This is a genomic window from Alphaproteobacteria bacterium, from assembly GCA_005883305.1.
GTDB lineage: Bacteria > Pseudomonadota > Alphaproteobacteria > Sphingomonadales > Sphingomonadaceae > Allosphingosinicella.
Genome location: VBAC01000001.1, coordinates 1622673 through 1644405 on the forward strand (window position 1 = coordinate 1622673; position 21733 = coordinate 1644405).

Here is a 21733-nt window from a genome sequence, read left to right on the forward strand (position 1 = left end):
TTTTACCCCTCGCCATAGCCCCCTCCTCCCGGAGTCTCGATCGCGAAGGCGTCGCCCGCCGCCATCTCCGCCGCGTCGGTTGCGCCCAGCATCTCCTCGCGCCCGTCCGCGCGCACCACCTTGTTCACCCCCGGCGCCGCGTCCCTGCCGCCCGCAAGCCCGCTCGGCGGCACGCGGCGGCGGTTGGAGAGGATCGAGGCGGTCATCGGCTCCAGGAAGCGGATCTGCCGAACCACGCCGTCCCCGCCGCGCCGCGCGCCCTCGCCGCCCGAGCCGTGCCGCACCGCGAACCGCTCCAGCACCACAGGATAGCGCGTTTCCAATATCTCGGGGTCGGTCAGCCGGCTGTTGGTCATGTGAGTCTGCACCGCGCTCGCCCCGTCGAAGTCCGGCCCGGCCCCGGCGCCGCCCGCGATCGTCTCATAATATTGATGGTCCGAATTGCCGAAAGTGAAATTGTTCATCGTCCCCTGGCTCGGCGCGAGCGCTCCGCAGGCGGCGAAGAGGCAGTCGGTGATCACCTGGCTGGTCTCGACATTGCCGGCGACGACCGCGGCGGGGAAATGCGGGTTGAGCATCGAGCCTTCCGGCACCTTCAGCGTGATCGGCCGCATGCAGCCGTCGTTGAGCGGGATCGCGTCGTCGACCAGGGTGCGAAAGACGTAGAGCGTCGCCGCCCGGCAGATCGAATGAGGGGCGTTGAAATTGTTCGGCTGCTGATCGCTCGTCCCGGCGAAATCGACCACCGCCGAGCGCTCCTCCCGGTCGACCCGGATCGAAACCTGAACGAACGCGCCATTGTCCATCTCGTAGCGGAATTCCCCGTCCGAGAGCCGCCCGATCAGCCGCCGCACCGCCTCTTCGGCATAGGCCATGACGTGGCCCATATAGGCGTCGACGACCTCGCGGCCCTGCTCCGCGGCCACCCTGCGCAGCTCGTTCGCGCCGCGCGCGCAGGCGGCGACCTGCGCCTTCAGGTCGGCGATGTTGCGGTCCGGATTGCGCGCCGGCCATTCGCCCGAGCCGAGCAGCGCGCGAATCTCGGCTTCGAGGAAACGCCCCCGATCGACCAGCAGCACATTGTCGATCAGCACCCCCTCCTCGCCGACGTCGCGGCTGTCGGGCGGCATCGATCCCGGAGCGATCCCGCCGATGTCCGCATGATGCCCGCGTGCAGCGACGTACCAGGCGGGCGCGGAATCGCTCTCGACGAACACCGGCATGATCACCGTGATGTCGGGCAAGTGGGTGCCGCCGCGATAGGGGGCGTTCAGCACGTAGACGTCGCCGGGCTTCATCCCCCTTCCGTCGCGCGGAGCTCCGGTTGCATCTGGGCCCCGCGCCTCGATCGCGGTCCGGATCGAATCGCCCATCGATCCCAGGTGGACCGGGATGTGCGGCGCGTTGGCAATCAGGGCGCCGTCGCGGTCGAACAGGGCGCAGGAGAAATCGAGCCGCTCCTTGATGTTCACCGACGAGGCCGTGCTCTGCAGCGCCACGCCCATCTCCTCGGCGATGGCCATGAAGAGGTTGCCCATCACCTCGAGCTGGACCGGATCGACCTCGGTGCCCATCGCGGGGACCGAGGAGCGCGGGCTGGCGCGGGTGAGGATGAGGTTGCCGAGAGCGTCCACTTCCGCCCGCCAGCCCCGCTCGACGACGGTGGTTTGCGAGGGATCGATGATGAGGGCGGGGCCGGTGACGATGTCGCCGGGGAAGAGGGAGGCGCGGTCGTACAAATCCTCCCCGGAACGGGGAGGGGGACCAGCCGAAGGCTGGTGGTGGGGCCGCGAGAGGTGGAGGCGCCCCGACCCCTCCACCACGCGCTCCGCGCGCGGTCCCCCTCCCCGTTCCGGGGAGGAATGTTCGCCCTTCCCCACCGCCTCGACGATCGCCGTTTCCACCACGACCTCGGTCTCCGGCGCGTCGAAGCCGAAGCGAAGCCGGTGCGCGGCCTCGAAATCCTCGCGCATCCGCCCCGACACCGCCACTTCCAGCGTCGAATCGCTCCCCTCGTAGCGAAGCGCGGCGCGGCGCCGGACCTCCGGCGCATCCACGCCCTGCGCCCTCAGCGCCGCCACGGCCTCCCTCTCGAGCTCGGCAAGCACCGCGTCCAAAGCCGCCCCGGCCAGCGTGCGCTGCCTGAGCTCGACCATGTCCGCCAAGCCCATGCCATAGGCGCTGAGCACTCCTGCGAGCGGGTGGATCATGACCTTGCCGATGCCCAGCGCGTCGGCGACCAGGCACGCATGCTGGCCGCCCGCGCCGCCGAAGCATTGCAGCGTGTAGCGGGTCACGTCGTGGCCGCGGGCGATCGAGATCTGCTTGATCGCACCCGCCATGTTGTCGACCGCGATCCGGATGAACCCCTCGGCGACGTCGCGCGCATCCATCCCGGCGCGCGAGGCGATTTCCTCGCACCGCGCCAGCGCGGCGGAAACGTCGATCGGCTGGTCCCCTTCGGGCCCGAAGACCTGCGGAAAATGCTCGGGCCTGATCTTGCCCAGCACGACGTTGCAGTCGGTCACCGTCAGCGGCCCGCCGCGCCGGTAGCAGGCCGGCCCGGGCACCGCTCCGGCGCTGTCCGGCCCGACCCGGAAGCGGCGCCCGTCATAGTGGCAGACGGATCCGCCCCCCGCGGCGACGGTGTGGATCTCCAGCATCGGCGCGCGCAGGCGGACGCCCGCCACCGCCCGCTCGCTGGTCCGCTCATAGGCGCCGGCGAAGTGCGAGACGTCGGTCGAGGTGCCGCCCATGTCGAAGCCGATGACATGGCCCTCGCCCGCCTCGGCCGCGGTCTTCGCCATGCCGACGATCCCGCCGGCCGGGCCGGAGAGCACCGCATCCTTGCCGCGGAACGTCGCCGCGTCCGTGAGGCCGCCGTTCGATTGCATGAAGAAGAGGCGGAGACACTGGCCATTATCCCCGTTCGTCCCGAGCGAAGTCGAGGGACCCAGCCGAGCGAAGCCGAGGCCCTTGGTTCTCGGCTGCGCTCGAAAAGGTGTCTCGACTTCGCTCGACACGAACGGTTGGCGGGTTAGCCCCGCCACAACCTTGTCGACATAGCGCCGCAGCACCGGCGAGAGATAGGCGTCGGCCACCGCCGTGTCGCCGCGGCCGATCAGCTTGATCAGCGGCTCGACCTCGTGGCTGGCGGAGACCTGGGTGAAGCCGATCGCGCGCGCCATCCCCGCCACCGCCGCCTCGTGCGCGGTCCAGCGCCAGCCGTGCATCAATACGACCGCCAGCGCGCGAAAGCCCCGGTCGAACGCGGCCTGAAGCCCAACCTTGGCCCCCTCGCGATCAAGCGGCCGCAGCACCTCCCCCTCGGCGCTGACCCGCTCCTGGACCTCGATCACATGGGCGTAAAGCGGCTCCGGAAGCACGATCCGCCGCGCGAAGATATCGGGCCGCGACTGATAGCCGATCCTGAGCGCGTCGCCGAGCCCGGCGGTGATCGCCAGCACGACCGGCTCGCCCTTGCGCTCGAGCAGCGCGTTGGTGGCGACGGTCGTCCCCATCTTGACCGAGCCGACCGTGCCGCCGCCCTCCTCCGCCAGAATGGCGCCGATCCCGGCCACCGCGGCGTCGGCATAGCGCTCCGGATTGTCCGACAGCAGCTTGCGAACGATCAGCCGGCCATCGGGCGACCGGGCGACGATGTCGGTGAAGGTGCCGCCCCGGTCGATCGAGAAGGTCCAGGCGCCATGCATGGCCGCCCGCCTAGCAAAGGCCGCTTGACCCGGCCAGCGGCTTGGGACAGCGCAAGGGCATGAGCGATCACTATCCCGAGAAGAACGAGGCGGCGGGGATGACCTCCGCCGATTTCCACGGCCTCGCGCAGAAGCAGATCATGAACGCGCTGTTCGCGACGCTCGCCGAAACCAAGATGCCGTGGAACCTGGTCGAGCCGCTGCTCGATTCGGCGCGCGCCGTCTGCACCGCCGATTTCGAGCAGGCGCATGTCCGGCTGCACACGATGCGCGGCGAGGGCGAGGGATGGGTCGAGGCCGAGGAGGCCTTTCTCGGCCTGTCGGTCGCCGACCGCGACAGCGGCCGGGAATGGCTATCCGAAACCTGGTGGCTGTCGGATATCGCCACCCAGGATTCGAGCCGCGAGGAGGTCCAGGCGGTGGTCGCCGCGCTGGAGCGGACCATCGCCAGGCTGCACGAGTGGCTGGCGAACGGCGGCGTGAAAACGGGAGGCCCCGCCGAACCGGAGCCTCCCGCGGAGGATTCGACCGAATCCTAGAGCGTATCAACCTGCAGCTTTTCTGCCCCTCCCCCTGAGGGGGAGGGTAGGGTGGGGGTTTACGGAGTCCGCGGTTTTCCGCCGATGCCGGAACCCCTCACCCCAACCCTCTCCCCATGGAGAGGGAGTCTGTCGTAGCGGATGGTCGATACAGCTAACCGACGGCCGAGCCGCCGGGCTCGTCGCCCATGACCTCGCCGAGCGCGCCGTCGACCTTGCCGTCGCCGGCCATCTTGGTCTCGCTCTTCGTGTCCGCCGAGGCCCCGGCCGGCATGTCGATCGGCTCATAGGGGCCGCCGACGCCGGTTTCGGCGGGCGGCGACCAGCTGGCCAGCCGGTCGCGAACGCCGCGCTCGTAGAGCTGGATGCAATTGTCGTCGCCCGGCCCCGGGCTGCATGGCGGATAGGAATGGGTCGCCGGGTGCGGCGCCAGGTCGGCGGGGGAGACGGCGGCGGTGTCGACCTCCTCGAGCGGGCCGCCCATGCCGGTCGAGACCTGCTCGGGCTGGGTCATGTCCGGCTTCACGGCGAGGTCGAGGTCGGGATCGCCTTCGCCTTTCTTGGCGAAGATCAGCGCCTCGTCGTTCGCCGTCCAGGTCGCGGAGGCCTGCTCGATCTTGGGCTCGTCCTTGCCGGCCTTCGACCAGCCCCAGCTCGCCGCCGGCTGCGCCGCCTTGGACCAGTCCAGCGGCTTCGCCATTTCGGCCTTGGAGTCGACCGTCTTGGCGCCGACCTCCATGGCCTTCGCGCCCTTGTCGGCGAAGTCGGCCGGCTTGCCGCCGGCCCAGGCGAGAGTCGATGTTCCGAGGAGCAGCGCGGCCGCCCCGATATAGACCTGTTTCATGACGAATCTCCGTGCTCTCCCGGCCCGCGCCGACGAGGCGCAAACCGGCTCAAGCCCCACGCCGCCTTACGGGGAGACAAACGGATCGCCGGCCGCTTTTTATCCTGAAAACGGGTCGCCCCGTCAGAAATGGCGCTCGATTCGGCGCTTCCGGTGCTGCGACGAGCCGTTGGCGGAGCGCCGGAAACGGGGCGGGCGGCGCCTCTAGGGAAAGCGCCGCCCTTAAGCGCTCCTCATAGCCGCGATAAGCTGGACAGAGGCTGAATGATCAGGGTGAACGCGTCAGGAGGGGCCGGGGCCGGCCAGCGCGAGGATTCGCTGGGCCTGGACGAGGTGCGGCCGGTCGATCATCCGCCCCTCGAGCGAGAGCGCCCCCGCCTGCGGATCGGCCGCGAAGGCCGCCACCACGGCGCGCGCATGGGCGATTTCGGCGTCGCTCGGCGTGAACGCATCGTTGATGACGCTCACCTGGGCCGGATGGATGGCCATCATGCCGGCAAAGCCGTCGCGCCGCGCCCGCGCGGCATAGGCCGCGAGCCCATCCAGGTCCTTGTAGGCCGGATAGACCGTGTCGATCGCCGCCACGCCCGCCGCGGCCGCGCCGAACAGGCAGAGCGAGCGGGCGAGCTCGTAGGGCGCGGTATAGCGGCCGTCCTCCTCACGGCTGGTCGCGGCGCCGATCGCCGCCGGCAAATCCTCCGCGCCCCAGGTGAGGCCGGCGAGCCTCTTCGCGCCGCCATAGGTGCCGAGCTGGAAGATCGCCGCGGGAGTCTCGGTGGCGATCGCCAGGATCTGCGCCGCCGCGTTGCCGAGCCCGGTCATCCGCCGCGCCAGCTCGGCGACGGAAGCGCCCCCTTCCGCCTTGGGCAGGACGATCCCGTTCGGGTGCGAAGGAAGCACCGCGGAAAGGTCCCTGTCGCAGTCGGGCGTCCCCAGCGGGTTCACCCGAACCCAGATCTGCGCGCCCTGATGGCCGTTGAGGAAATGCGCCACCTCGCGCCGCGCCACCGCCTTGGCCGCGAGCGCGACCGAATCCTCGAGGTCGAGGATCAGCGCGTCCGCCCCGGCGCCGAGCGCCTTCTCCATCCGGTCCGGCCGGTCCCCGGGCACGAACAGGAGGGAACGGAGCCTCATTGGGAGACCCGGACCGAAAGCCCCTCCCCTTGATGGGGAGGGGTTGGGGTGGGGTGGACTCTTCGTGAAGGCGCCGCCCTCCGTTGACTCCACCCCCACCCCAACCCTCCCCCATCAAGGGGGAGGGAGTCTGATAGGCGAGACCTCATCCCGGCCGCCTCTGCATCAGCGCCGTCCGCTCGGTCACGCAGACCAGCTCCTCCTTCTGGTTGTACATCCGGTGCTCGAAGGTGACGATCCCGGCCTCGGGTCGAGAGCCCGAATCCTTGAGCCCCACCACCTCGGTCTCGGCGCGCAAAGTGTCGCCGATGAACACGGGCTTCGGCATCCGCACCTTGTCGTAGCCCAGGTTCGCGACGAGCGTTCCGAGCGTGGTGTCGCCGACCGAAAGGCCGACGAGGAGCGCGAAGGTGAAGGTGCCGTTGACGACGATCCGCCCGAATTCGGTTCCTTCGGCATAGGTCTCGTCGAGGTGGAGCGGCTGCGGATTGTGCGTCAGCGCCGAGATCAGCAGGTTGTCGGTCTCGGTCACCGTCCGGTGCGGCTGGTGCCGAATTCGGTCACCCAGGGTCCATTGCTCGTAATAGCGCCCGGGCATGTTTCTACCTCCCCCCCTTGTGGGGGGAGGATAGCGCAGCTTGGCCGCAAAGCGGTCTAGCGAAGCTTGGAGAGGGGGTGCGGCGCTGCGCGCCGCGCGCTCGCCGGGCGAGCGCACCCCCACCCCTTGATCCCCTCCCCACAAGGGGGAGGGGAATTTTCGAGCCTGCCATCATCCCTCCCCCTTCTCGATCCGCGCCAGCATCGCGCCCTCGCTCACTTGGGTGCCCTCCTCGGCGTTCAGCTCGGCGACGATACCGTCGAACGGCGCGGCCAGGCTATGCTCCATCTTCATCGCCTCGAGCGTCAGCAATTTCTGCCCCTTGGTCACCGTATCGCCCAGCTTCACCGCCAGCGCGATGATCCTGCCCGGCATCGGCGAGACGATCGCGCCGTCGCCCGCGGCGGCGCCGGCGGCGCCGTCCGTGCGGCTGATCGCGATCAGATACTGGGCGCCCTTTTTTTGCATGAGCTGCGCCTTGGGTCCGAGCTCGCGAAAGCTGCCCTCGTATCGGCCCGGTCTGTTAGGCTGGAAGTCAAACGCGGTACGCTCGCCATTTACATCGAGCGCCAGGCGCCGCTCGCGTTCCCGATTCAGGCGGAAGCCGAAGAGAGGCGCCGTCATGGGCGAGTAGTCCATCGACTGGCGCGCGAACCACATTGCGGCATCACTCAGGTCGCGCGCGGTTGGCGGTGGATCGAGCAAGATCGCCTTGCCTCGGCCCGCAATCAGCCCGGTATCGACATCGCCCGCCTTGACATCTGGATCGCGGAGCAGGCGAACGAGGAAGGCAATATTGGTTTTGACAGGCCAGACAGTGGTGTACTCGAGTTCGCTGGCAAGGGCATCTAACGCCTGCATCCGGCTCGGCGCGTGGACGATCACCTTGGCGATCATCGGATCGTAGAAAGGCGATATGCTGGCCCCTTCTTCCACGCTGGTATCGACACGGGCGTCGCCGCAGGGCTGGAAAATGTCGAGCCGGCCCGTGCTCGGTAGGAAACCCGTCGCGGGGTTCTCGGCATAAAGCCGCGCCTCCATCGCCCAGCCGTTGATGCTGAGTTCGTCCTGCGTCTTCGGCAGCGTCTCGCCGCTCGCCACCCGAAGCTGCCATTCGACCAGATCCTGCCCGGTAATCTCCTCGGTCACCGGATGCTCGACCTGGAGGCGGGTGTTCATCTCCATGAACCAGATGCGGTCGGCGCGCAGGCCCTCGCTCGCGTCGGCGATGAACTCGATCGTCCCCGCGCCGACATAGTCGATCGCCCTGGCCGCCTTGACCGCCGCCCCGCACACCGCCGCCCGCGTCGCCTCGTCCATCCCCGGCGCCGGCGCCTCCTCGATCACCTTCTGGTGGCGGCGCTGGAGCGAGCAGTCGCGCTCGAACAGATGGACGACATTGCCGTGCGTATCGCCGAACACCTGCACCTCGATATGGCGCGGGCGCTCGACATATTTTTCGATCAGGACGCGGTCGTCGCCGAACGAGGAGACCGCCTCGCGCTTGCACGAAAGCAGCATTTCCTCGAACTCGCCGGTCGCATTGACCTTGCGCATCCCCTTGCCGCCGCCGCCCGCGACCGCCTTGATCAGCACCGGATAGCCGATCGCGTCGGCCTCTTTTTGCAGCCGCTCGGGCGACTGATCCTCGCCGAGATAGCCGGGCGTTGTCGGCACGCCCGCTTCGTCCATCAGCTTCTTGGCCGCGTCCTTGAGCCCCATCGCGGTGATGCTTGCCGGTCGCGGCCCGACCCAGATCAGCCCCGCGTCGATCACCGCCTGGGCGAAGCCGGCGTTCTCGGACAGAAACCCGTACCCAGGATGGATCGCCTCCGCCTCGGTCTCCTTCGCCGCGGCGATGATCTTCTCGCCCACGAGATAGCTCTCCCGCGCCGGCGAAGGCCCGATATGCACCGCCTCGTCCGCCTCGCGCACGTGCAGCGCCCTGGCGTCCGCATCCGAATAGACCGCCACCGTCCGCACCCCCAGCCGCCGCGCGGTGCGAATGATCCGGCAGGCAATCTCGCCGCGATTGGCGATGAGCAGGGACTTGATCATTGCGTGGGGCATCCGCTGGTGTGCGACGAGAAGGTCAGGTTCATGACCTTCCAGTTCCCATTCTCGCGCACCAGATCGAAGTGATCGTAGCCGCAATTGACCACCCGCCCGCCAGCGCGGACGACGAACGGCGCCCAGACCATCGCGATGTCGCCGTCGACGGCCACCCTGGGGCCGGAAATCCGCTCCTGGAAAGCGCCCTGCGGCGTCACCCGCCCGGCGAACTGGGTCCAGCTCATCTGCCGCACATTCGACGCCCCGTCGCCGCGCAGGCCCGAGGCGGTTACGCGCCCGTCGGGATAGACCTGGGCCAGCATCGCCGCCGAGTCGCCCGCCTCGAAAGCAGCGAACAGAGCATTCAGGGGCGCCATCACCGCCGCGCGGTCGGCCGGGGCCGGCTCCGCGGCCGGGACGGCCGACGCGAGCAGCAAGGCAGAGAATATGGTCATCGCGCTTCTACTCCTCGACCGCCTGGACCGCGCCGACATAGCCGGGCCGCGGCCCCGAAATGTAGCCCGCGAAAATCTCGATCAGCTCTTCGGCGGAAAAGGTTTCGTTCCCTTCGTGCATGGGCCGGTTGTCGTACAGCAGATATTCCGGACCCGGCGGGCCGAGCCGCGAACGAATGACGAAGCCGCCGCCCCGCGCCTCGGCCGATAGGATGCAGCGGTCGCAGGTCTCGATCATGACGCTCGCGCAGCCCCCCGGCCGCGCGCACCGCGCGAGCGCCCGGCGCACCGCCGCCGCCGACGCGACCCGCACCGGCGCGGCGTCGTCGATCGACAGCATGCCGGGCATCGGGGGCTCGGCCGCGGCCATCGCGAGTAGCATGGCAATAAACGCGCCGATCACTGCAAATCCTCCCCGGAACGGGGAGGGGGACCGTCCGAAGGACGGTGAAGGGGGCCCAGCCTTTGACACCCGCTCACAATTCCGAGGATCACACCCTCCAAATTGCGAAACACCTCGCGGGCAGGAATCCGCATCATCGTGAACCCCAACTCCTCAAGGTAGCGATCCCGCCCCGCATCGCGCTCCGGCTGGCCGGCCCGATCATGCGCTTCGCCATCGACCTCAATGGCAAGCCGGACGGCCAGGCAGGCAAAGTCGATCGAGAACGGCCTCTGTGGACATTGCTTGCGAAACCGAAACCCGCCCGGCCGCTCACGCAGCGCGCGCCAGAGCATCCGCTCGGGCGGGCTCATCTCCTTGCGCAGCTTGCGGGCGAGCTTGACCGTCTTGATCGGCGCCCGAAGGACGCGCGGGCCCCCTCCACCAGCCTTCGGCTGGTCCCCCTCCCCGTTCCGGGGAGGATTTGGTGCAGCGCTTCCCACGATCACATCCTGAACACGCCGAACTTCGCCCGCTCCGGAATGGGCGCGTTCAGCGTCGTTGCAAAGGCGAGGCCGAGAACGTCGCGGGTCTGGGCCGGATCGATGATCCCGTCGTCCCACAACCGCGCGGTGGCGTGGTAGGGGTTGCCTTCGTCCTCGTAGCGCTGGCGGATCGGGGCCTTGAAGGCTTCGGCCTCCTCCGCGCTCCAGCCTTCCGCATCCTTATGCACGGTGGCGAGTACGGATGCGGCCTGCTCGCCGCCCATCACCGAGATGCGGCTGTTCGGCCAGCTGAATAAGAATCGAGGGCTGTAGGCCCGCCCGCACATGCCGTAATTGCCCGCGCCGAAGCTGCCGCCGATCAAAACGGTGATCTTGGGCACGCTCGCTGTCGCCACTGCCGTCACCAATTTGGCGCCGTCCTTGGCGATTCCGCCGGCCTCGTATTTGCCGCCGACCATGAAGCCCGAGATGTTCTGGAGGAACAAGAGGGGCGTTCGCCGCTGGCAGGCGAGCTCGATGAAATGGGCGCCCTTCATCGCGCTCTCGCTGAACAGGATGCCGTTATTGGCGAGGATCGCGACCGGCATCCCCCAGATCCGGGCGAAGCCGCAGACCAGCGTGCTCCCGTAAAGCGCCTTGAACTCGTGGAACTCGGAGCCATCGACGAGCCGGGCGATCACCTCGCGCACGTCGTAGGGCGTGCGCACGTCGTCCGGGATCACGCCGTAGAGCCCCTCGGGGTCGAATTTCGGCGGCGCCGGTTCGGCAAGGTCGATGTCGATCGCCTTCGCTGTGTTCAGCCGCGCCACGATGTCGCGAACGATGGTCAGCGCATGCTCGTCATTCTCGGCCAGGTGATCGACCACGCCCGATTTGCGCGCGTGAAGGTCGCCGCCGCCCAGATCCTCGGCGCTGATCACCTCGCCCGTCGCCGCCTTCACCAGCGGCGGCCCGCCGAGGAAGATCGTGCCCTGATTGCGGACGATCACGCTCTCGTCGCTCATCGCCGGCACGTAGGCCCCGCCCGCGGTGCAGCTGCCCATCACGCAGGCGATCTGCGCCAGCCCCTCCGCCGACATCTGCGCCTGGTTGTAGAAGATCCGCCCGAAATGCTCGCGGTCGGGGAAGACCTCGGCCTGGTGCGGCAGGTTGGCGCCGCCCGAATCGACCAGGTAGACGCTCGGAAGCCGGTTCTGCAGCGCGATCTCCTGGGCGCGCAGATGCTTCTTCACGGTCATCGGATAATAAGTGCCGCCCTTCACCGTCGCGTCGTTGCACACGATCATCGTCTCGCGTCCGGAAACGCGGCCGATCCCGGCGATCACCCCGGCGCCCGGAACCTCGCTTTTGTACATGTCGCAGGCGGCGAGCTGGCCGATCTCGAGGAAGGGGGAGCCCGGATCGAGCAGCCGCTCCACCCGCTCGCGCGGAAGCAGCTTGCCGCGCGAGACGTGGCGCTCGCGCGACGTCTCGTTGCCCCCGAGCGCCGCCTCCGCCACCCGCGCGCGCAGCTCATCCGCCAGGGCGCGGTTGTGGGCCGCGTTGGCGCGAAAGGAGTCGCTGGTGTCGTCGAGCTTTGAGGTCAGGACTGTCATGTTTGCCGGCCCCGGAACGTCCCTCCCCCCCTGTGGGGGAGGGTAGGGTGGGGGGTGCGGGCCATGAGGCCCGCGCGCGGCGACGCCGCGCACCCCCACCCCAGCCCCTCCCCACAAGGGGGAGGGATTATGAAAGAGCGCATCCCGACCCTCACGCCTTCGCCCCCTCGGCATGAACCGGCTTCTTGCGGATCAGGTAGCGATACACCCCGATCACGTTGATCATGAGGAGCACCACGTTCTGGGTCCCGATTCCTTCGCCCTCGTCGTTGAGGAAGCCCCAGAAGATCAGCGCCAGCGAGGAGGTGACGAAGATGACGAACGCCCACCCCGTGGGCCTCCGCCCGAGATCGAGGCTGACGATCAGCGCCGCCAGCGCCCCGGCCGCGGCCCCGTAATATTGGAGCGCATTCAGCAGGCCTTCGCTCATCCGTCTCCCCTCGAAGCTTTCAAAACCGGTTAGCCGCGTCGCCCGTCGATGGGAAGTGGCGGTTGGCCGAAGGCTCTAGGCGGCACGGGCCCGGCGGCCTAAGGCCGTCCGGTTCAGCCAACACAGCTTTCGGAAGATCGCCCATGACCCGCTTCGCGCTGCTTGCCGCCGCCACCTTCCTCGCCGCCGCCTCCGCCCCATCCCAGCCGCCGGCCCATAACGGCATCGGAGTCGACGTCGCAGGAATGGACCGTTCCGTCGCCCCCGGGGACAGCTTCGACCGCTACGCCAACGAAGGCTGGCGCACCCGCACCGAAATGCCGGCGGACCGCACAAGGATCGGATCCTTCGTCGGAGTCGCCGACATGGTCGACGCGCGCAACGTCGACATCATCGCCGGCGCCGCGGCGCGCAACCCTGCGCCGGGCAGCGAGGAGCGCAAGATCGCCGATTATTACGCCGCCTATCTCGATGTGGCCGCGATCGATCAGCGCGGCCTCGCCCCGCTCCAGCCGGTCCTCCAGCGGATCGCCGCCGTCTCCAGCCGCCGCGATCTCTCGGCGGCGCTCGGGGCCAGCCTTCGCGCCGACGTCGATCCGCTCAACGCGACCAATTTCTGGACCGAGAACCTGTTCGGCCTGTTCGTGACCCAGGGCCTTCAGGACCCGAGCCGGACCATGCCCTATCTGCTCCAGGGCGGCCTCGGCATGCCCGAGCGCGACTATTACCTCTCCGACGACGCCGACATGGTGCGAATCCGCACAGCCTACCGCACCTACATCGCCGCGATGCTCGGCCTGCTCGGAACGCCCGAGGCCGAGGCCCGCGCGCAGCGCATCTTCGATCTCGAAACGAAGATCGCCCGCGCCCAGGTCGGCGCCGTCGACGCCCAGAATGCCGGCGCGGTCGAAAATTGGGCCCGGGCCGATTTCGCGCGCCGGGCGCCGGGGATCGATTGGGACGCCTTCTTCGAGGCGGCGCAGCTTTCCAGCCAGCCGAACTTCCTCGCCTGGCATCCGGCGCCGATCCGCGACCTCAGCGCGCTGGTCGCGTCCGAGCCGATCGAGGTGTGGAAGGACTGGCTCGCCTTCCACACCGCAAGCCGGATGGCCTCGGTCCTTCCGAAGCGCTTCGACGATCTTCGCTTCTCCTTCTACGGCACGACTCTCTCCGGCCAGCAGCAGCAGCGCCCGCGCGAGCGCCGCGCCCTTCTCGCCACCTCGGGCGCGCTCGGCGACGCGGTCGGCCAGATCTACGTCCAGCGACACTTCTCCGCCGCGGCCAAGGCCGACGTTCAGAATATGGTCCGCAACATCGTCCAGGCCTTCGATCGCCGCCTGGTGGCGATCGACTGGATGAACCCGGCGACCCGCACCGAGGCTCGCCGCAAGGTCGAGACGCTCCGGGTCGGGGTCGGCTATCCCGACGTGTGGCGCGATTATTCGGGCCTCGACATCCGCGCCGGCGACGCGTTCGGCAACGCCTGGCGCGCGCAGCTTTACGAATACCGCCACCAGCTTTCGAAGATCGGCCGGCCGGTCGACCGCGGCGAATGGTGGATGTTCCCGCAGACGGTCAACGCGATCAACATGCCGCTGCAGAACGCGATCACCTTCCCGGCCGCGATCCTTCTGCCGCCTTTCTACGATCCGGACGCCGATCCGGCCTTCAACTATGGCGCGATCGGATCGGTGATCGGCCACGAGGTCAGCCACAGCTTCGACAATCTCGGCGCCGGCTTCGACGCCGAGGGACGCCTGAGGAACTGGTGGACGCCCGAGGACCTCGCCCATTTCAACGCCGCCGGCCAGGCGCTCGTCCGCCAGTACAATTCCTACGAGCCCTTCCCCGGAGTCCACATCAACGGCCAGCTGACGCTCGGCGAGAACATCGCCGATCTCGCCGGCCTCGCCGCCGCCTACGACGCCTATCACGCCTCGCTGGACGGCCGCGAGGCGCCGGTGATCGGCGGCCTGACCGGCGACCAGCGCTTCTTCCTCGCTTACGCCCAGGCCCACCGCGCCAAGGCCCGCGAGGCGGCGATGCGCTCGCAGATCGCAACCAACGAGCACGCGCCCGACCAGTATCGCGCCGAGACCGTCCGCAACATCGACGCCTGGTACGCGGCGTTCGGGGTGAGGCCGGGGCAGGCGATGTACCTGCCGCCGGCGGAAAGGGTCAGGGTTTGGTGACAAAAGCCCCTCCCCCCTTGTGGGGAGGGGTTGGGGGTGGGGGTGCGCGACCTTGTCGCGCGCGGGCCTTAAGGCCCGCACCCCCCACCCTGCCCTCCCCCACAAAGGGGGAGGGAATTACGCCCCGATAAGCTCCCGCCCGATCAGCATCCGCCTGATCTCGTTCGTCCCCGCGCCGATGTCGAGCAGCTTGGCGTCGCGGAAGTAGCGCTCGACCGGCCAGTCCTTGGTATAGCCCGCCCCGCCCAGCGCCTGGATCGCCTCGCCCGCCACCCGCACCGCATTCTCGCTCGCGTAGAGGATCGCCCCGGCGGCGTCGAAGCGGGTCGTCTTGCCCGCGTCGCAGGCCCGAGCCACCTGGTAGACATAGGCCCGCGCCGAATTGAGCGCGACGTACATGTCGGCGACCTTGGCCTGCATCAGCTGAAAGCTCCCGATCGCCTTGCCGAACTGCTTCCGCTCGCGGACATAGGGCAGCACGACGTCGAGGCAGGCCTGCATGATGCCGAGCTGGATTCCGGCGAGCACGGTGCGCTCGTAATCGAGCCCGCTCATCAGCACGCCGACCCCGCCGTTCACGGGCCCCATCACATTCTCCTCCGGAACCTCGCAATCGTCGAAAATCAGCTCGGCCGTCGGCGAGCCGCGCATGCCCATCTTGTCGAGCTTCTGGCCGATCGAGAACCCCTTCATCCCCTTCTCGATCAGGAAGGTGGTGATCCCGCGGCTCCCCTCGCCCGTCTTGGCGTAGACCACCAAAGTGTCCGCATATTGCGCGTTGGTGATCCAGAACTTCGTGCCGTTGAGCACGTAGCCGCCCTGCACCTTCTCGGCCTTGAGCTTCATCGACACCACGTCGCTGCCCGCCCCCGCCTCGGACATGGCGAGGCTCCCGACATGCTCGCCGGAGATCAATTTCGGCAGGTACTTGGCCTTCTGCTCCGCGCTCGCCCAGCGCCGGATCTGGTTGACGCAGAGGTTCGAATGCGCGCCGTAGGAAAGGCCGATCGAGGCCGAGGCCCGCGCCACCTCCTCCTGCGCGATGACATGCTCGAGATAGCCGAGCCCGAGCCCGCCATCCTCCTCGGCCACGGTGATCCCGTGAAGCCCGAGCGCGCCCATTTCGGGCCACAGCTCGGCGGGAAACCAGTCCTCCGCGTCGATCCGCGCCGCCAGCGGCTGGATCCGCTCGCTGGCGAACCTTTGAGTCGTGTCGCGAATGGCCTCGGCCATCTCGCCCAGCTCGAAATCGAGGCCCAGCCCGGACATGTCATATTCTCCCGTTGAGGGCCGACTAATGCGCCGGGCGGGTTTGAACAAGCGCGGGAGCCGCCCTATGTGCCCGGCACCACCTCCCCTCCCCCTTGTGGGGAGGGGACCGAGGGGTGGGGGTGCGCGGCGCGAGCCGCGCGCGGTCCTTCGGACCGCACCCCCCTCCCTACCCTCCCCCACAAGGGGGGAGGGATCAGTTCAGGAGCCGTCATGAGCACGCAATCCACCGCCACCGATCCCGTCGTCATCCTCTCCTACGCCCGAACCCCGATGGGCAGCTTCCAGGGCAGCCTCGCCGGCGCCAGCGCCACCGAGCTCGGCGCCGCCGCGGTCCGCGCCGCGGTCGAGCGCGCCGGGGTCGCGCCGGAGGACGTCGAGCGCTGCTACATGGGCTGCGTCCTCCCCGCCGGCCTGGGGCAAGCCCCCGCGCGCCAGGCCGCGCTCGGCGCCGGGCTGCCGAAATCCACCGAGGCGGTGACCATCAACAAGATGTGCGGATCGGGCATGAAGGCGGCGATGATGGCCGCCGACGCGATCGCCGCGGGCAGCTCGGACGTGATCGTCGCCGGCGGCATGGAATCGATGTCCAACGCGCCCTACCTGATGAAGAAGCACCGCGCCGGCGCGCGCATCGGCCACGACACGGCCTACGATCACATGATGCTCGACGGGCTCGAGGACGCCTACGAGCCCGGCCGCGCCATGGGCACCTTCGCCGAGGCGACCGCCTGCGACTATCAGCTGACCCGCGGCGCGCAGGACGATTATGCGGTCGAGAGCCTGACCCGCGCCCAGGCCGCCCAGCGCAGCGGCTGGTTCGACCGCGAGATCACTGCCGTCGAGGTCAAGACCCGCAAGGGCTCCGAGACCGTCGACAAGGACGAGCAGCCGCTGAAGGGCGACCCGACGAAAATCCCCGGCCTTCGCCCCGCTTTCTCGAAGGACGGCACGATCACCGCCGCCAACGCCTCCTCGATCAGCGACGGCGCCGCCGCCCTCGTCCTCACCCGCGCCTCGACCGCCGAGGCCAAGGGCCTCAAGCCGATCGCCCGGATCGTCGCCCACACCGCCCACGCCCGCGAGCCGGCCCAGTTCACCACCGCGCCCGTAGGCGCGATCGAGAAATTGCTCGCCCAGACCGGCTGGAAGGTCGGCGACGTCGACCTGTTCGAGATCAACGAGGCCTTCGCCTGCGTCACCATGTTCGCGATGCACGATCTCGGAATCCCGCACGACAAGGTGAACATCCACGGCGGAGCCACCGCCATGGGCCACCCGATCGGCGCCAGCGGCGCCCGGATTTTGGCCACGCTCATCTCCGCCCTCGAACGCACCGGCGGCAAGCGCGGAATCGCGAGCCTGTGCATCGGCGGCGGCGAAGCGACGGCCATGGCCGTGGAGCTAATCTAAAATCCGCCCCGGAACGGGGAGGGGGACCAGCCGTAGCCGAAGGCGAAGGCTGGTGGAGGGGCCACGAGCGAAGCGAGCTCTTCATTCATTCCAGCGAAGCTGGATCTCTTTTTCCTCGTGGCGAGCGACCAGAGAAGTGAGATTCCAGCCTTCGCTGAAATGACGAGGGATACGCCGGCGCCTTTGCGTCTTCGCGTCTTTGCGTGAGAAAATCCGCCGCAATGGCTCACGCAAAGCCGCGAAGACGCAAAGATGTCCCGTCCAATCGTAACTCCGGACTTGATTCCGGACCGCCCTTGACGTTCCATCCGCCGGACAAGGTGGATTCCAGCTCCGCTGGAACGAAGAGGAAGGGAGCGAAGCCCATGCCCCACGAAATCCGCCACCTCACCGCCGAAGACCTCCCCCTCCTCGACTCGATCCTCGATCTCTTCGCCGAGGCCTTCGACGCCCCCGAGGCGTACAGCGCCGCCCGCCCCTCCCCCGCCTGGGCGCGGCGGCTCCTGGGAGGCGAGGCGTTCATCGCCCTCGCCGCCGTCGAGCAAGGCGCGGTCACCGGAGCGCTGGCCGCCTACATGCTCGACAAGTTCGAGCAGGAGCGGCGCGAAATCTACATCTACGACCTGGCAGTCGCCGCCCCTCACCGCCGCCGAGGCATCGCCACGGCTTTGATCGCGGAGCTGCAGCAAATCGCCGCCGAGCGCGGCGCGTGGGTGATCTACGTCCAGGCCGATTATGGCGACGCCCCGGCGGTGGCGCTCTACACCAAGCTCGGGGTGCGGGAGGACGTGATGCATTTCGATATTGCGGTGCCGGGGCGGGCGGACGGCTGACCGCATTTTGCAACGCCCAAGGATACCGGCAGACAGCTTTGGAATCTAAGCTTCAGACATTCGGCGAACAATATACGATGCTGCCTTATCGAGTTCCGGAAACAATGCGCTTTCGGTGACGCCGAGACTAGCTAGCTCTTGCCTGATCGCTCCCTTCGCTCCGGCGTCTACCCGCAGGCGATCGAGTTCCATAGTGACCGAGGTGCTAGGGAGTTTGGTCCGGTCTAGCCCGAAAACAACAAATGATCCGGATTGTGCCACGATCCTCGGATTGCTCATTTTAGGAACGACATGAACGCGCGAGAAAAGGTCGGCGTGCCTAACTCTCGCGCGAAATGATGGCTTCTCTGATCTAATGAATTGAATGAGACGATCGGTTGCCTGAAGTTTATTGAACTCTGCAACATTTCTCGCCGTCGTTCCCTCGATAGTAGCTCTTTCCTCGACGGTCAGATTGGCCAAATTCGTGAGGCAGCTAACAGTGTCACTGTCATAAAATTTTCGCTCACTCCGCTTGCCCCGAACGACCACCACAGCCCCATCGTCGTCCTCTGGAGTTGCCTCCGTAGCGAAATATAGGGCCACCAACGGATTGGACGTTGTATCGAGGAGTCTAGTGGGTATGCCGAAGTGCTGCATTCTGACTAATCTATCAAACATTGTCTGATCAAATTGAAATTCACGGGGCGCGACAGACACGATTTCGCGTACTAGTTCATTTTCTCTTTCACGAACAGTTACACTTGATCGGTTTATTGGAGGACTCATCCGCCAATCATAGTCGGCGTGGCCTCGAAATATCAAAAATTCTTCCGTGTCGCTGGGGATACTAGAAAAGAAGGCCACGGCCTCCCCCACAGACCGAATCGGCTCCGCAGCAGCAATCTTAGTGCGCAAGTCGGCTCTGATACTTCCCACAGTGCTCGCCCCTACCACCCCATTCTTCGATTCTAGGCACGCGGCGAGCAAGATTCAACATTTCCGGGGCTTCGAATCGTGCATTCAAAATGCCCAGTGTAAGAAAACTCTTTCCTACACCCAACCTTTATGGTTCATATGGCTAAATGGCAGAGAACCGATTCGCATCTGACGGTGCATCCGCTCCGGAGGCGGCGGCCGATGAGCCCGCCTCCCCCTTCACCCCTTCCAGCGCGACCGACGCGCTGATCGATTTCGATCCGGTCCCGCTGCGCTATCGCCGCGACGGGCTGACGCCCGACAAGCAGCGCGAATATGTCGAGGCGCTGGCCGATACCGGCGTCGCCAAGGCGGCGGCCGCGCGGATCGGGGTGTCCGAGCAGGCGGTCGCCCGCGCCCGGCGGCGGCCCGACGCGCGCGCCTTCGACCGCGCCTGCGAGGGCGCTTTGCGCTTCTGCGCCCGCCGCGTCCGCTCGATCGCGTTCGAGCGGGCGATCGAGGGCACGATCAAGCGCCATTATTATCATGGCGAGCTGAAGAGCGAGGAAAGGATCTTCGACAACCGCCTCTTGATCTACCTGCTCGGCAAGCTCGACAGCCAGCTCGCGCCGGAGCCCGAGGCCGATGCGGTCGCCGACAATTGGGACCCTTGGATGGAGGCGATCGAGCAGGGTCTTCCCGCGCCCCCCCAGCCCGAGCCGGAGACCGCCCGGCCACCGTCGCCGCCTTTCGGGGTGGACGAGGATGGCTTTGACGGCAGCGAGGTCTGGCAATCCGGGGGCGAATGGTGGACCGATTTCCCGCCGCCCGCGGGCTTCGACGGCATCGAGGAGCGCGAGCCGGGCGCGTTCGGCTACAAGCGGACGCTGAGCGAAGCCGAGTTGGCCGTCATCGAGTCCCAACTCGCCGGGGAGGCCCAAGAGAAGGCCGCGCTTAACCCCCGCACCGCCGCCCGCCGTGACCTCTTTTTCGGTTTCGAGGGCGGGATCGAAGGCGAATTTTTTTCGCCCAGGGGACCTGAAACTTATGAAACTTCCGGCGGGAGCCGCCCGTGAATAGCCCACGCTATTCACGGAGTCGGCGCCCGCACGGCCGACGGGTCGGCATCGCCGAACCCGATCGACGGCGCGGCTTCGCCGCGACGGGGCCGCTCACGCTGGGTCATATGGATGTTCAGCCTTCTAGCCCTCCCCCTGAGGGGGAGGGTTGGGTGGGGGTTTACGGTGTCGGCGAGCTATCCCGGATGTCTGGACCCCTCACCCCCGCCCTCTCCCCATGGGAGCGGGAGCTTTCACGCGCTGACTGTCGAAACCACCTAGAAAACGAAATCGCTGGCCAAAATCACCGTCCCGCCGGCGATGATGTGCAGGTCCGCCCGCCCGTCCCCGTTCATGTCGCCAAGGATATGGACATGGTCCTCCAGAACCTCGGCGCGAAGCTGCCCCGCAACCCCGGTGAAGGCGCCCGCCCCGATCCAGGCGAAGGCGTCGTTGGCCTCGGTGCCGGCATCGGCGTCGATCGCGCTGAGGTCGATCTTGTCCGTGCCCGAGACGAAATCGGTGATGATGTCCGGGCTCAGCTTCTTGCCGTCCGATCGGTAGGTGTAGTCCATGCTGTCGCCGGGCCCGCCGAAGGCGAAGACGTCGCCGCCCGCGCCGCCCTCGATCCGGTCGGTGCCCTTGCCGCCCAGAATAACGTCGTTGCCGCCATTGCCGATCAGCAGGTTGCTGGCGTTGTTGCCGGTCAGGCTGTCGTCGCCGCCGCCGGCGATCGCGTTCTCGATGGTCGCGCCGAACGCGATCTGGACGTTGCGGGTCTGCCCTCCGCCGTCGCTCGAAGCGCCGGGGTTGAGGTCTATCCGCGAGGGGCCGCTCCAGCCGGAAAAATCGAGCGTGTCGCGCCCGCCCGCATCCCAGATCGCGACCACCGGGGCGGTGTTCAGGGCGAAGTCGAACGCCGCGCGGCCGGCGTCGCTGTTGAATCCGTAATGGGTGTCGCCGGCGCGCGTGTTCATGTTCGGCCCGTAGAGGCTCTGCATCGCGGCGATGTCGTGGGCCATCGGGGTGGCGGCGAAGCTGGTCCTGGTCGCTCCGGTCGAGCTCGAGGCGAAATAGGACATGATCGTATATTCGAGGCTGTCCTGGTAATATTCCGCGTTCTGGGCGTAGGTGATCTCGACTCCTTCGGTCGCGTTGTAGGCGCCCGGATGGGACAGGCCGAGCGCGTGGCCGATTTCGTGCAGCAGCGTCCGGAATCCCGCCTGCGACAGCCCGACCTCGTTGACGTTGGTCGGCACGTCCGACCGGATCCAGACGTCGCCCGCGGCGGCGGAAAAGCCGGGATAATTGGCGTAGGCCGAGTAATAATCCACGTCCGGATCGATGCCGCCGATGTTGATGTCGGCGGTGGCGACCGTTCCCTCGACGAACGTGATGCCGGCGATCTCGCCCCAGATGGCGAAGGCGTCGCGCACCGCGATTCGCTGGGCCTCGCTCAGCGGCTGGAACTGGGTCTTTTCCGAGGAATAGACCTCGGCCGAGCTATTGAAGAAGGCGTAGGTGACCGTTCCGAGGCCCGCATGGGGAATCGGGTGGCCCGGGGCGCCGTCCCACGCCTGGTGGCTGGCGGTCAGCTTCTGGATGACTTGCGGAAGGTCGAGGATCGGCTTTCCGTTGGGCGCGAGCACGCCATGGCGAAAAACGTCCTCGCCAAGGTCGGGGACTGCCGCGAGGCGCTCCGCTTCGGCCTGTCGCAAGGGCTTTCGCATTGTAATCCTTACTCAAAACGCGCGGACGATCCTGCGCTCTTCGCGCCGGTCCGTCAAATAGTCTCGCGCGGGGCGGGCCCATTGCGCTCGCTC

At 67.6% G+C, this 21733-nt stretch carries 18 protein-coding genes; 5 read left to right on the plus strand and 13 right to left on the minus strand.

Translation table 11 applies throughout. The annotated features are described in order from the left end of the window. Positions 1-2: 2 nt before the first annotated feature. Positions 3-3713 carry a 5-oxoprolinase gene (locus tag E6G92_08175; GenBank protein ID TMJ19735.1) on the minus strand — a complete coding sequence of 1237 codons (3711 nt, stop codon included), beginning with the start codon at positions 3711-3713 and terminating at the stop codon, positions 3-5. A gap of 59 nt (positions 3714-3772) precedes the next feature. Between E6G92_08175 and E6G92_08180 the strand changes: the two genes are divergently transcribed. Next, complete coding sequence (locus E6G92_08180; GenBank protein ID TMJ19736.1) at positions 3773-4252, plus strand: hypothetical protein; 480 nt, start codon at positions 3773-3775, stop codon at positions 4250-4252. A gap of 154 nt (positions 4253-4406) precedes the next feature. Here E6G92_08180 and E6G92_08185 read toward each other — a convergent pair whose 3' ends face one another. The 9 genes from E6G92_08185 to E6G92_08225 form a co-directional block, all read right to left on the minus strand. Next, complete coding sequence (locus E6G92_08185; GenBank protein ID TMJ19737.1) at positions 4407-5096, minus strand: hypothetical protein; 690 nt, start codon at positions 5094-5096, stop codon at positions 4407-4409. A 282-nt stretch (positions 5097-5378) separates the two neighbouring features. Then, the gene (locus E6G92_08190; GenBank protein TMJ19738.1) at positions 5379-6230 is read right to left on the minus strand and encodes a CoA ester lyase; all 852 of its coding nucleotides are present in this window, start codon (positions 6228-6230) and stop codon (positions 5379-5381) included. 145 nt (positions 6231-6375) lie between these two features. Beyond that, the gene (locus E6G92_08195; protein TMJ19739.1) at positions 6376-6828 is read right to left on the minus strand and encodes a MaoC family dehydratase; all 453 of its coding nucleotides are present in this window, start codon (positions 6826-6828) and stop codon (positions 6376-6378) included. 171 nt (positions 6829-6999) lie between these two features. Continuing rightward, the gene (locus E6G92_08200) at positions 7000-8886 is read right to left on the minus strand and encodes an acetyl/propionyl/methylcrotonyl-CoA carboxylase subunit alpha (protein TMJ19740.1); all 1887 of its coding nucleotides are present in this window, start codon (positions 8884-8886) and stop codon (positions 7000-7002) included. Then, entirely contained in the window at positions 8883-9374 is a 492-nt protein-coding gene (locus E6G92_08205) for a nuclear transport factor 2 family protein (GenBank protein ID TMJ19741.1), read from the minus strand. The genes E6G92_08200 and E6G92_08205 overlap by 4 nt, the downstream gene beginning before the upstream one ends. Beyond that, positions 9343-9738 (minus strand): hypothetical protein, encoded by a 396-nt coding sequence (locus tag E6G92_08210; protein ID TMJ19742.1) that lies wholly within the window; start codon positions 9736-9738, stop codon positions 9343-9345. Before E6G92_08210 ends, E6G92_08205 begins: the two co-directional genes overlap by 32 nt. Next, positions 9735-10226 carry an endonuclease domain-containing protein gene (locus E6G92_08215; protein TMJ19743.1) on the minus strand — a complete coding sequence of 164 codons (492 nt, stop codon included), beginning with the start codon at positions 10224-10226 and terminating at the stop codon, positions 9735-9737. Before E6G92_08215 ends, E6G92_08210 begins: the two co-directional genes overlap by 4 nt. Continuing rightward, the gene (locus tag E6G92_08220; protein TMJ19744.1) at positions 10223-11818 is read right to left on the minus strand and encodes a methylcrotonoyl-CoA carboxylase; all 1596 of its coding nucleotides are present in this window, start codon (positions 11816-11818) and stop codon (positions 10223-10225) included. The genes E6G92_08215 and E6G92_08220 overlap by 4 nt, the downstream gene beginning before the upstream one ends. A gap of 151 nt (positions 11819-11969) precedes the next feature. Then, positions 11970-12248 carry a hypothetical protein gene (locus E6G92_08225; GenBank protein ID TMJ19745.1) on the minus strand — a complete coding sequence of 93 codons (279 nt, stop codon included), beginning with the start codon at positions 12246-12248 and terminating at the stop codon, positions 11970-11972. A gap of 143 nt (positions 12249-12391) precedes the next feature. Between E6G92_08225 and E6G92_08230 the strand changes: the two genes are divergently transcribed. Further along, positions 12392-14440 (plus strand): M13 family metallopeptidase, encoded by a 2049-nt coding sequence (locus tag E6G92_08230; GenBank protein ID TMJ19746.1) that lies wholly within the window; start codon positions 12392-12394, stop codon positions 14438-14440. A gap of 117 nt (positions 14441-14557) precedes the next feature. Here the strand turns inward: E6G92_08230 and E6G92_08235 are convergent, their stop codons facing one another. Next, entirely contained in the window at positions 14558-15709 is a 1152-nt protein-coding gene (locus E6G92_08235; protein ID TMJ19747.1) for an isovaleryl-CoA dehydrogenase, read from the minus strand. 213 nt (positions 15710-15922) lie between these two features. On the opposite strand from E6G92_08235, the gene E6G92_08240 reads away from it, so the two are divergent. Together E6G92_08240 and aac(3)-I are read left to right on the plus strand one after the other, a co-directional pair. Then, positions 15923-17122, plus strand: coding sequence for an acetyl-CoA C-acyltransferase (locus E6G92_08240; protein TMJ19748.1), 1200 nt, complete (start codon positions 15923-15925; stop codon positions 17120-17122). 365 nt (positions 17123-17487) lie between these two features. Further along, entirely contained in the window at positions 17488-17955 is a 468-nt protein-coding gene (gene aac(3)-I / locus E6G92_08245; protein ID TMJ19749.1) for an AAC(3)-I family aminoglycoside N-acetyltransferase, read from the plus strand. 45 nt (positions 17956-18000) lie between these two features. Here aac(3)-I and E6G92_08250 read toward each other — a convergent pair whose 3' ends face one another. Then, positions 18001-18852, minus strand: a complete 852-nt coding sequence (locus E6G92_08250) for an FRG domain-containing protein (protein ID TMJ19750.1) — start codon at positions 18850-18852, stop codon at positions 18001-18003. Positions 18853-19019: 167 nt separating this feature from the next. Here E6G92_08250 and E6G92_08255 point away from each other — a divergent pair, with 167 nt between their 5' ends. Beyond that, entirely contained in the window at positions 19020-19928 is a 909-nt protein-coding gene (locus E6G92_08255) for a hypothetical protein (protein ID TMJ19751.1), read from the plus strand. A gap of 260 nt (positions 19929-20188) precedes the next feature. On the opposite strand, the gene E6G92_08260 is transcribed toward E6G92_08255, so the two are convergent. Continuing rightward, a complete protein-coding gene (locus E6G92_08260; GenBank protein ID TMJ19752.1) occupies positions 20189-21640 on the minus strand; it encodes a serine 3-dehydrogenase in 1452 nt (483 codons plus the stop codon). Positions 21641-21733 lie beyond the last annotated feature (93 nt).

What these genes read in the sequence shown, in the direction of transcription:
- E6G92_08175 (TMJ19735.1), bottom strand. Translation starts at nt 3,713, where the DNA reads ATGCATGGCGCCTGGACCTTCTCGATCGACCGGGGCGGCACCTTCACC.
- E6G92_08180 (TMJ19736.1), top strand. Translation starts at nt 3,773, where the DNA reads ATGAGCGATCACTATCCCGAGAAGAACGAGGCGGCGGGGATGACCTCC.
- E6G92_08185 (TMJ19737.1), bottom strand. Translation starts at nt 5,096, where the DNA reads ATGAAACAGGTCTATATCGGGGCGGCCGCGCTGCTCCTCGGAACATCG.
- E6G92_08190 (TMJ19738.1), bottom strand. Translation starts at nt 6,230, where the DNA reads ATGAGGCTCCGTTCCCTCCTGTTCGTGCCCGGGGACCGGCCGGACCGG.
- E6G92_08195 (TMJ19739.1), bottom strand. Translation starts at nt 6,828, where the DNA reads ATGCCCGGGCGCTATTACGAGCAATGGACCCTGGGTGACCGAATTCGG.
- E6G92_08200 (TMJ19740.1), bottom strand. Translation starts at nt 8,886, where the DNA reads ATGATCAAGTCCCTGCTCATCGCCAATCGCGGCGAGATTGCCTGCCGG.
- E6G92_08205 (TMJ19741.1), bottom strand. Translation starts at nt 9,374, where the DNA reads ATGTCGGCGCGGTCCAGGCGGTCGAGGAGTAGAAGCGCGATGACCATA.
- E6G92_08220 (TMJ19744.1), bottom strand. Translation starts at nt 11,818, where the DNA reads ATGACAGTCCTGACCTCAAAGCTCGACGACACCAGCGACTCCTTTCGC.
- E6G92_08225 (TMJ19745.1), bottom strand. Translation starts at nt 12,248, where the DNA reads ATGAGCGAAGGCCTGCTGAATGCGCTCCAATATTACGGGGCCGCGGCC.
- E6G92_08230 (TMJ19746.1), top strand. Translation starts at nt 12,392, where the DNA reads ATGACCCGCTTCGCGCTGCTTGCCGCCGCCACCTTCCTCGCCGCCGCC.
- E6G92_08235 (TMJ19747.1), bottom strand. Translation starts at nt 15,709, where the DNA reads ATGTCCGGGCTGGGCCTCGATTTCGAGCTGGGCGAGATGGCCGAGGCC.
- E6G92_08240 (TMJ19748.1), top strand. Translation starts at nt 15,923, where the DNA reads ATGAGCACGCAATCCACCGCCACCGATCCCGTCGTCATCCTCTCCTAC.
- E6G92_08255 (TMJ19751.1), top strand. Translation starts at nt 19,020, where the DNA reads ATGGCAGAGAACCGATTCGCATCTGACGGTGCATCCGCTCCGGAGGCG.
- E6G92_08260 (TMJ19752.1), bottom strand. Translation starts at nt 21,640, where the DNA reads ATGCGAAAGCCCTTGCGACAGGCCGAAGCGGAGCGCCTCGCGGCAGTC.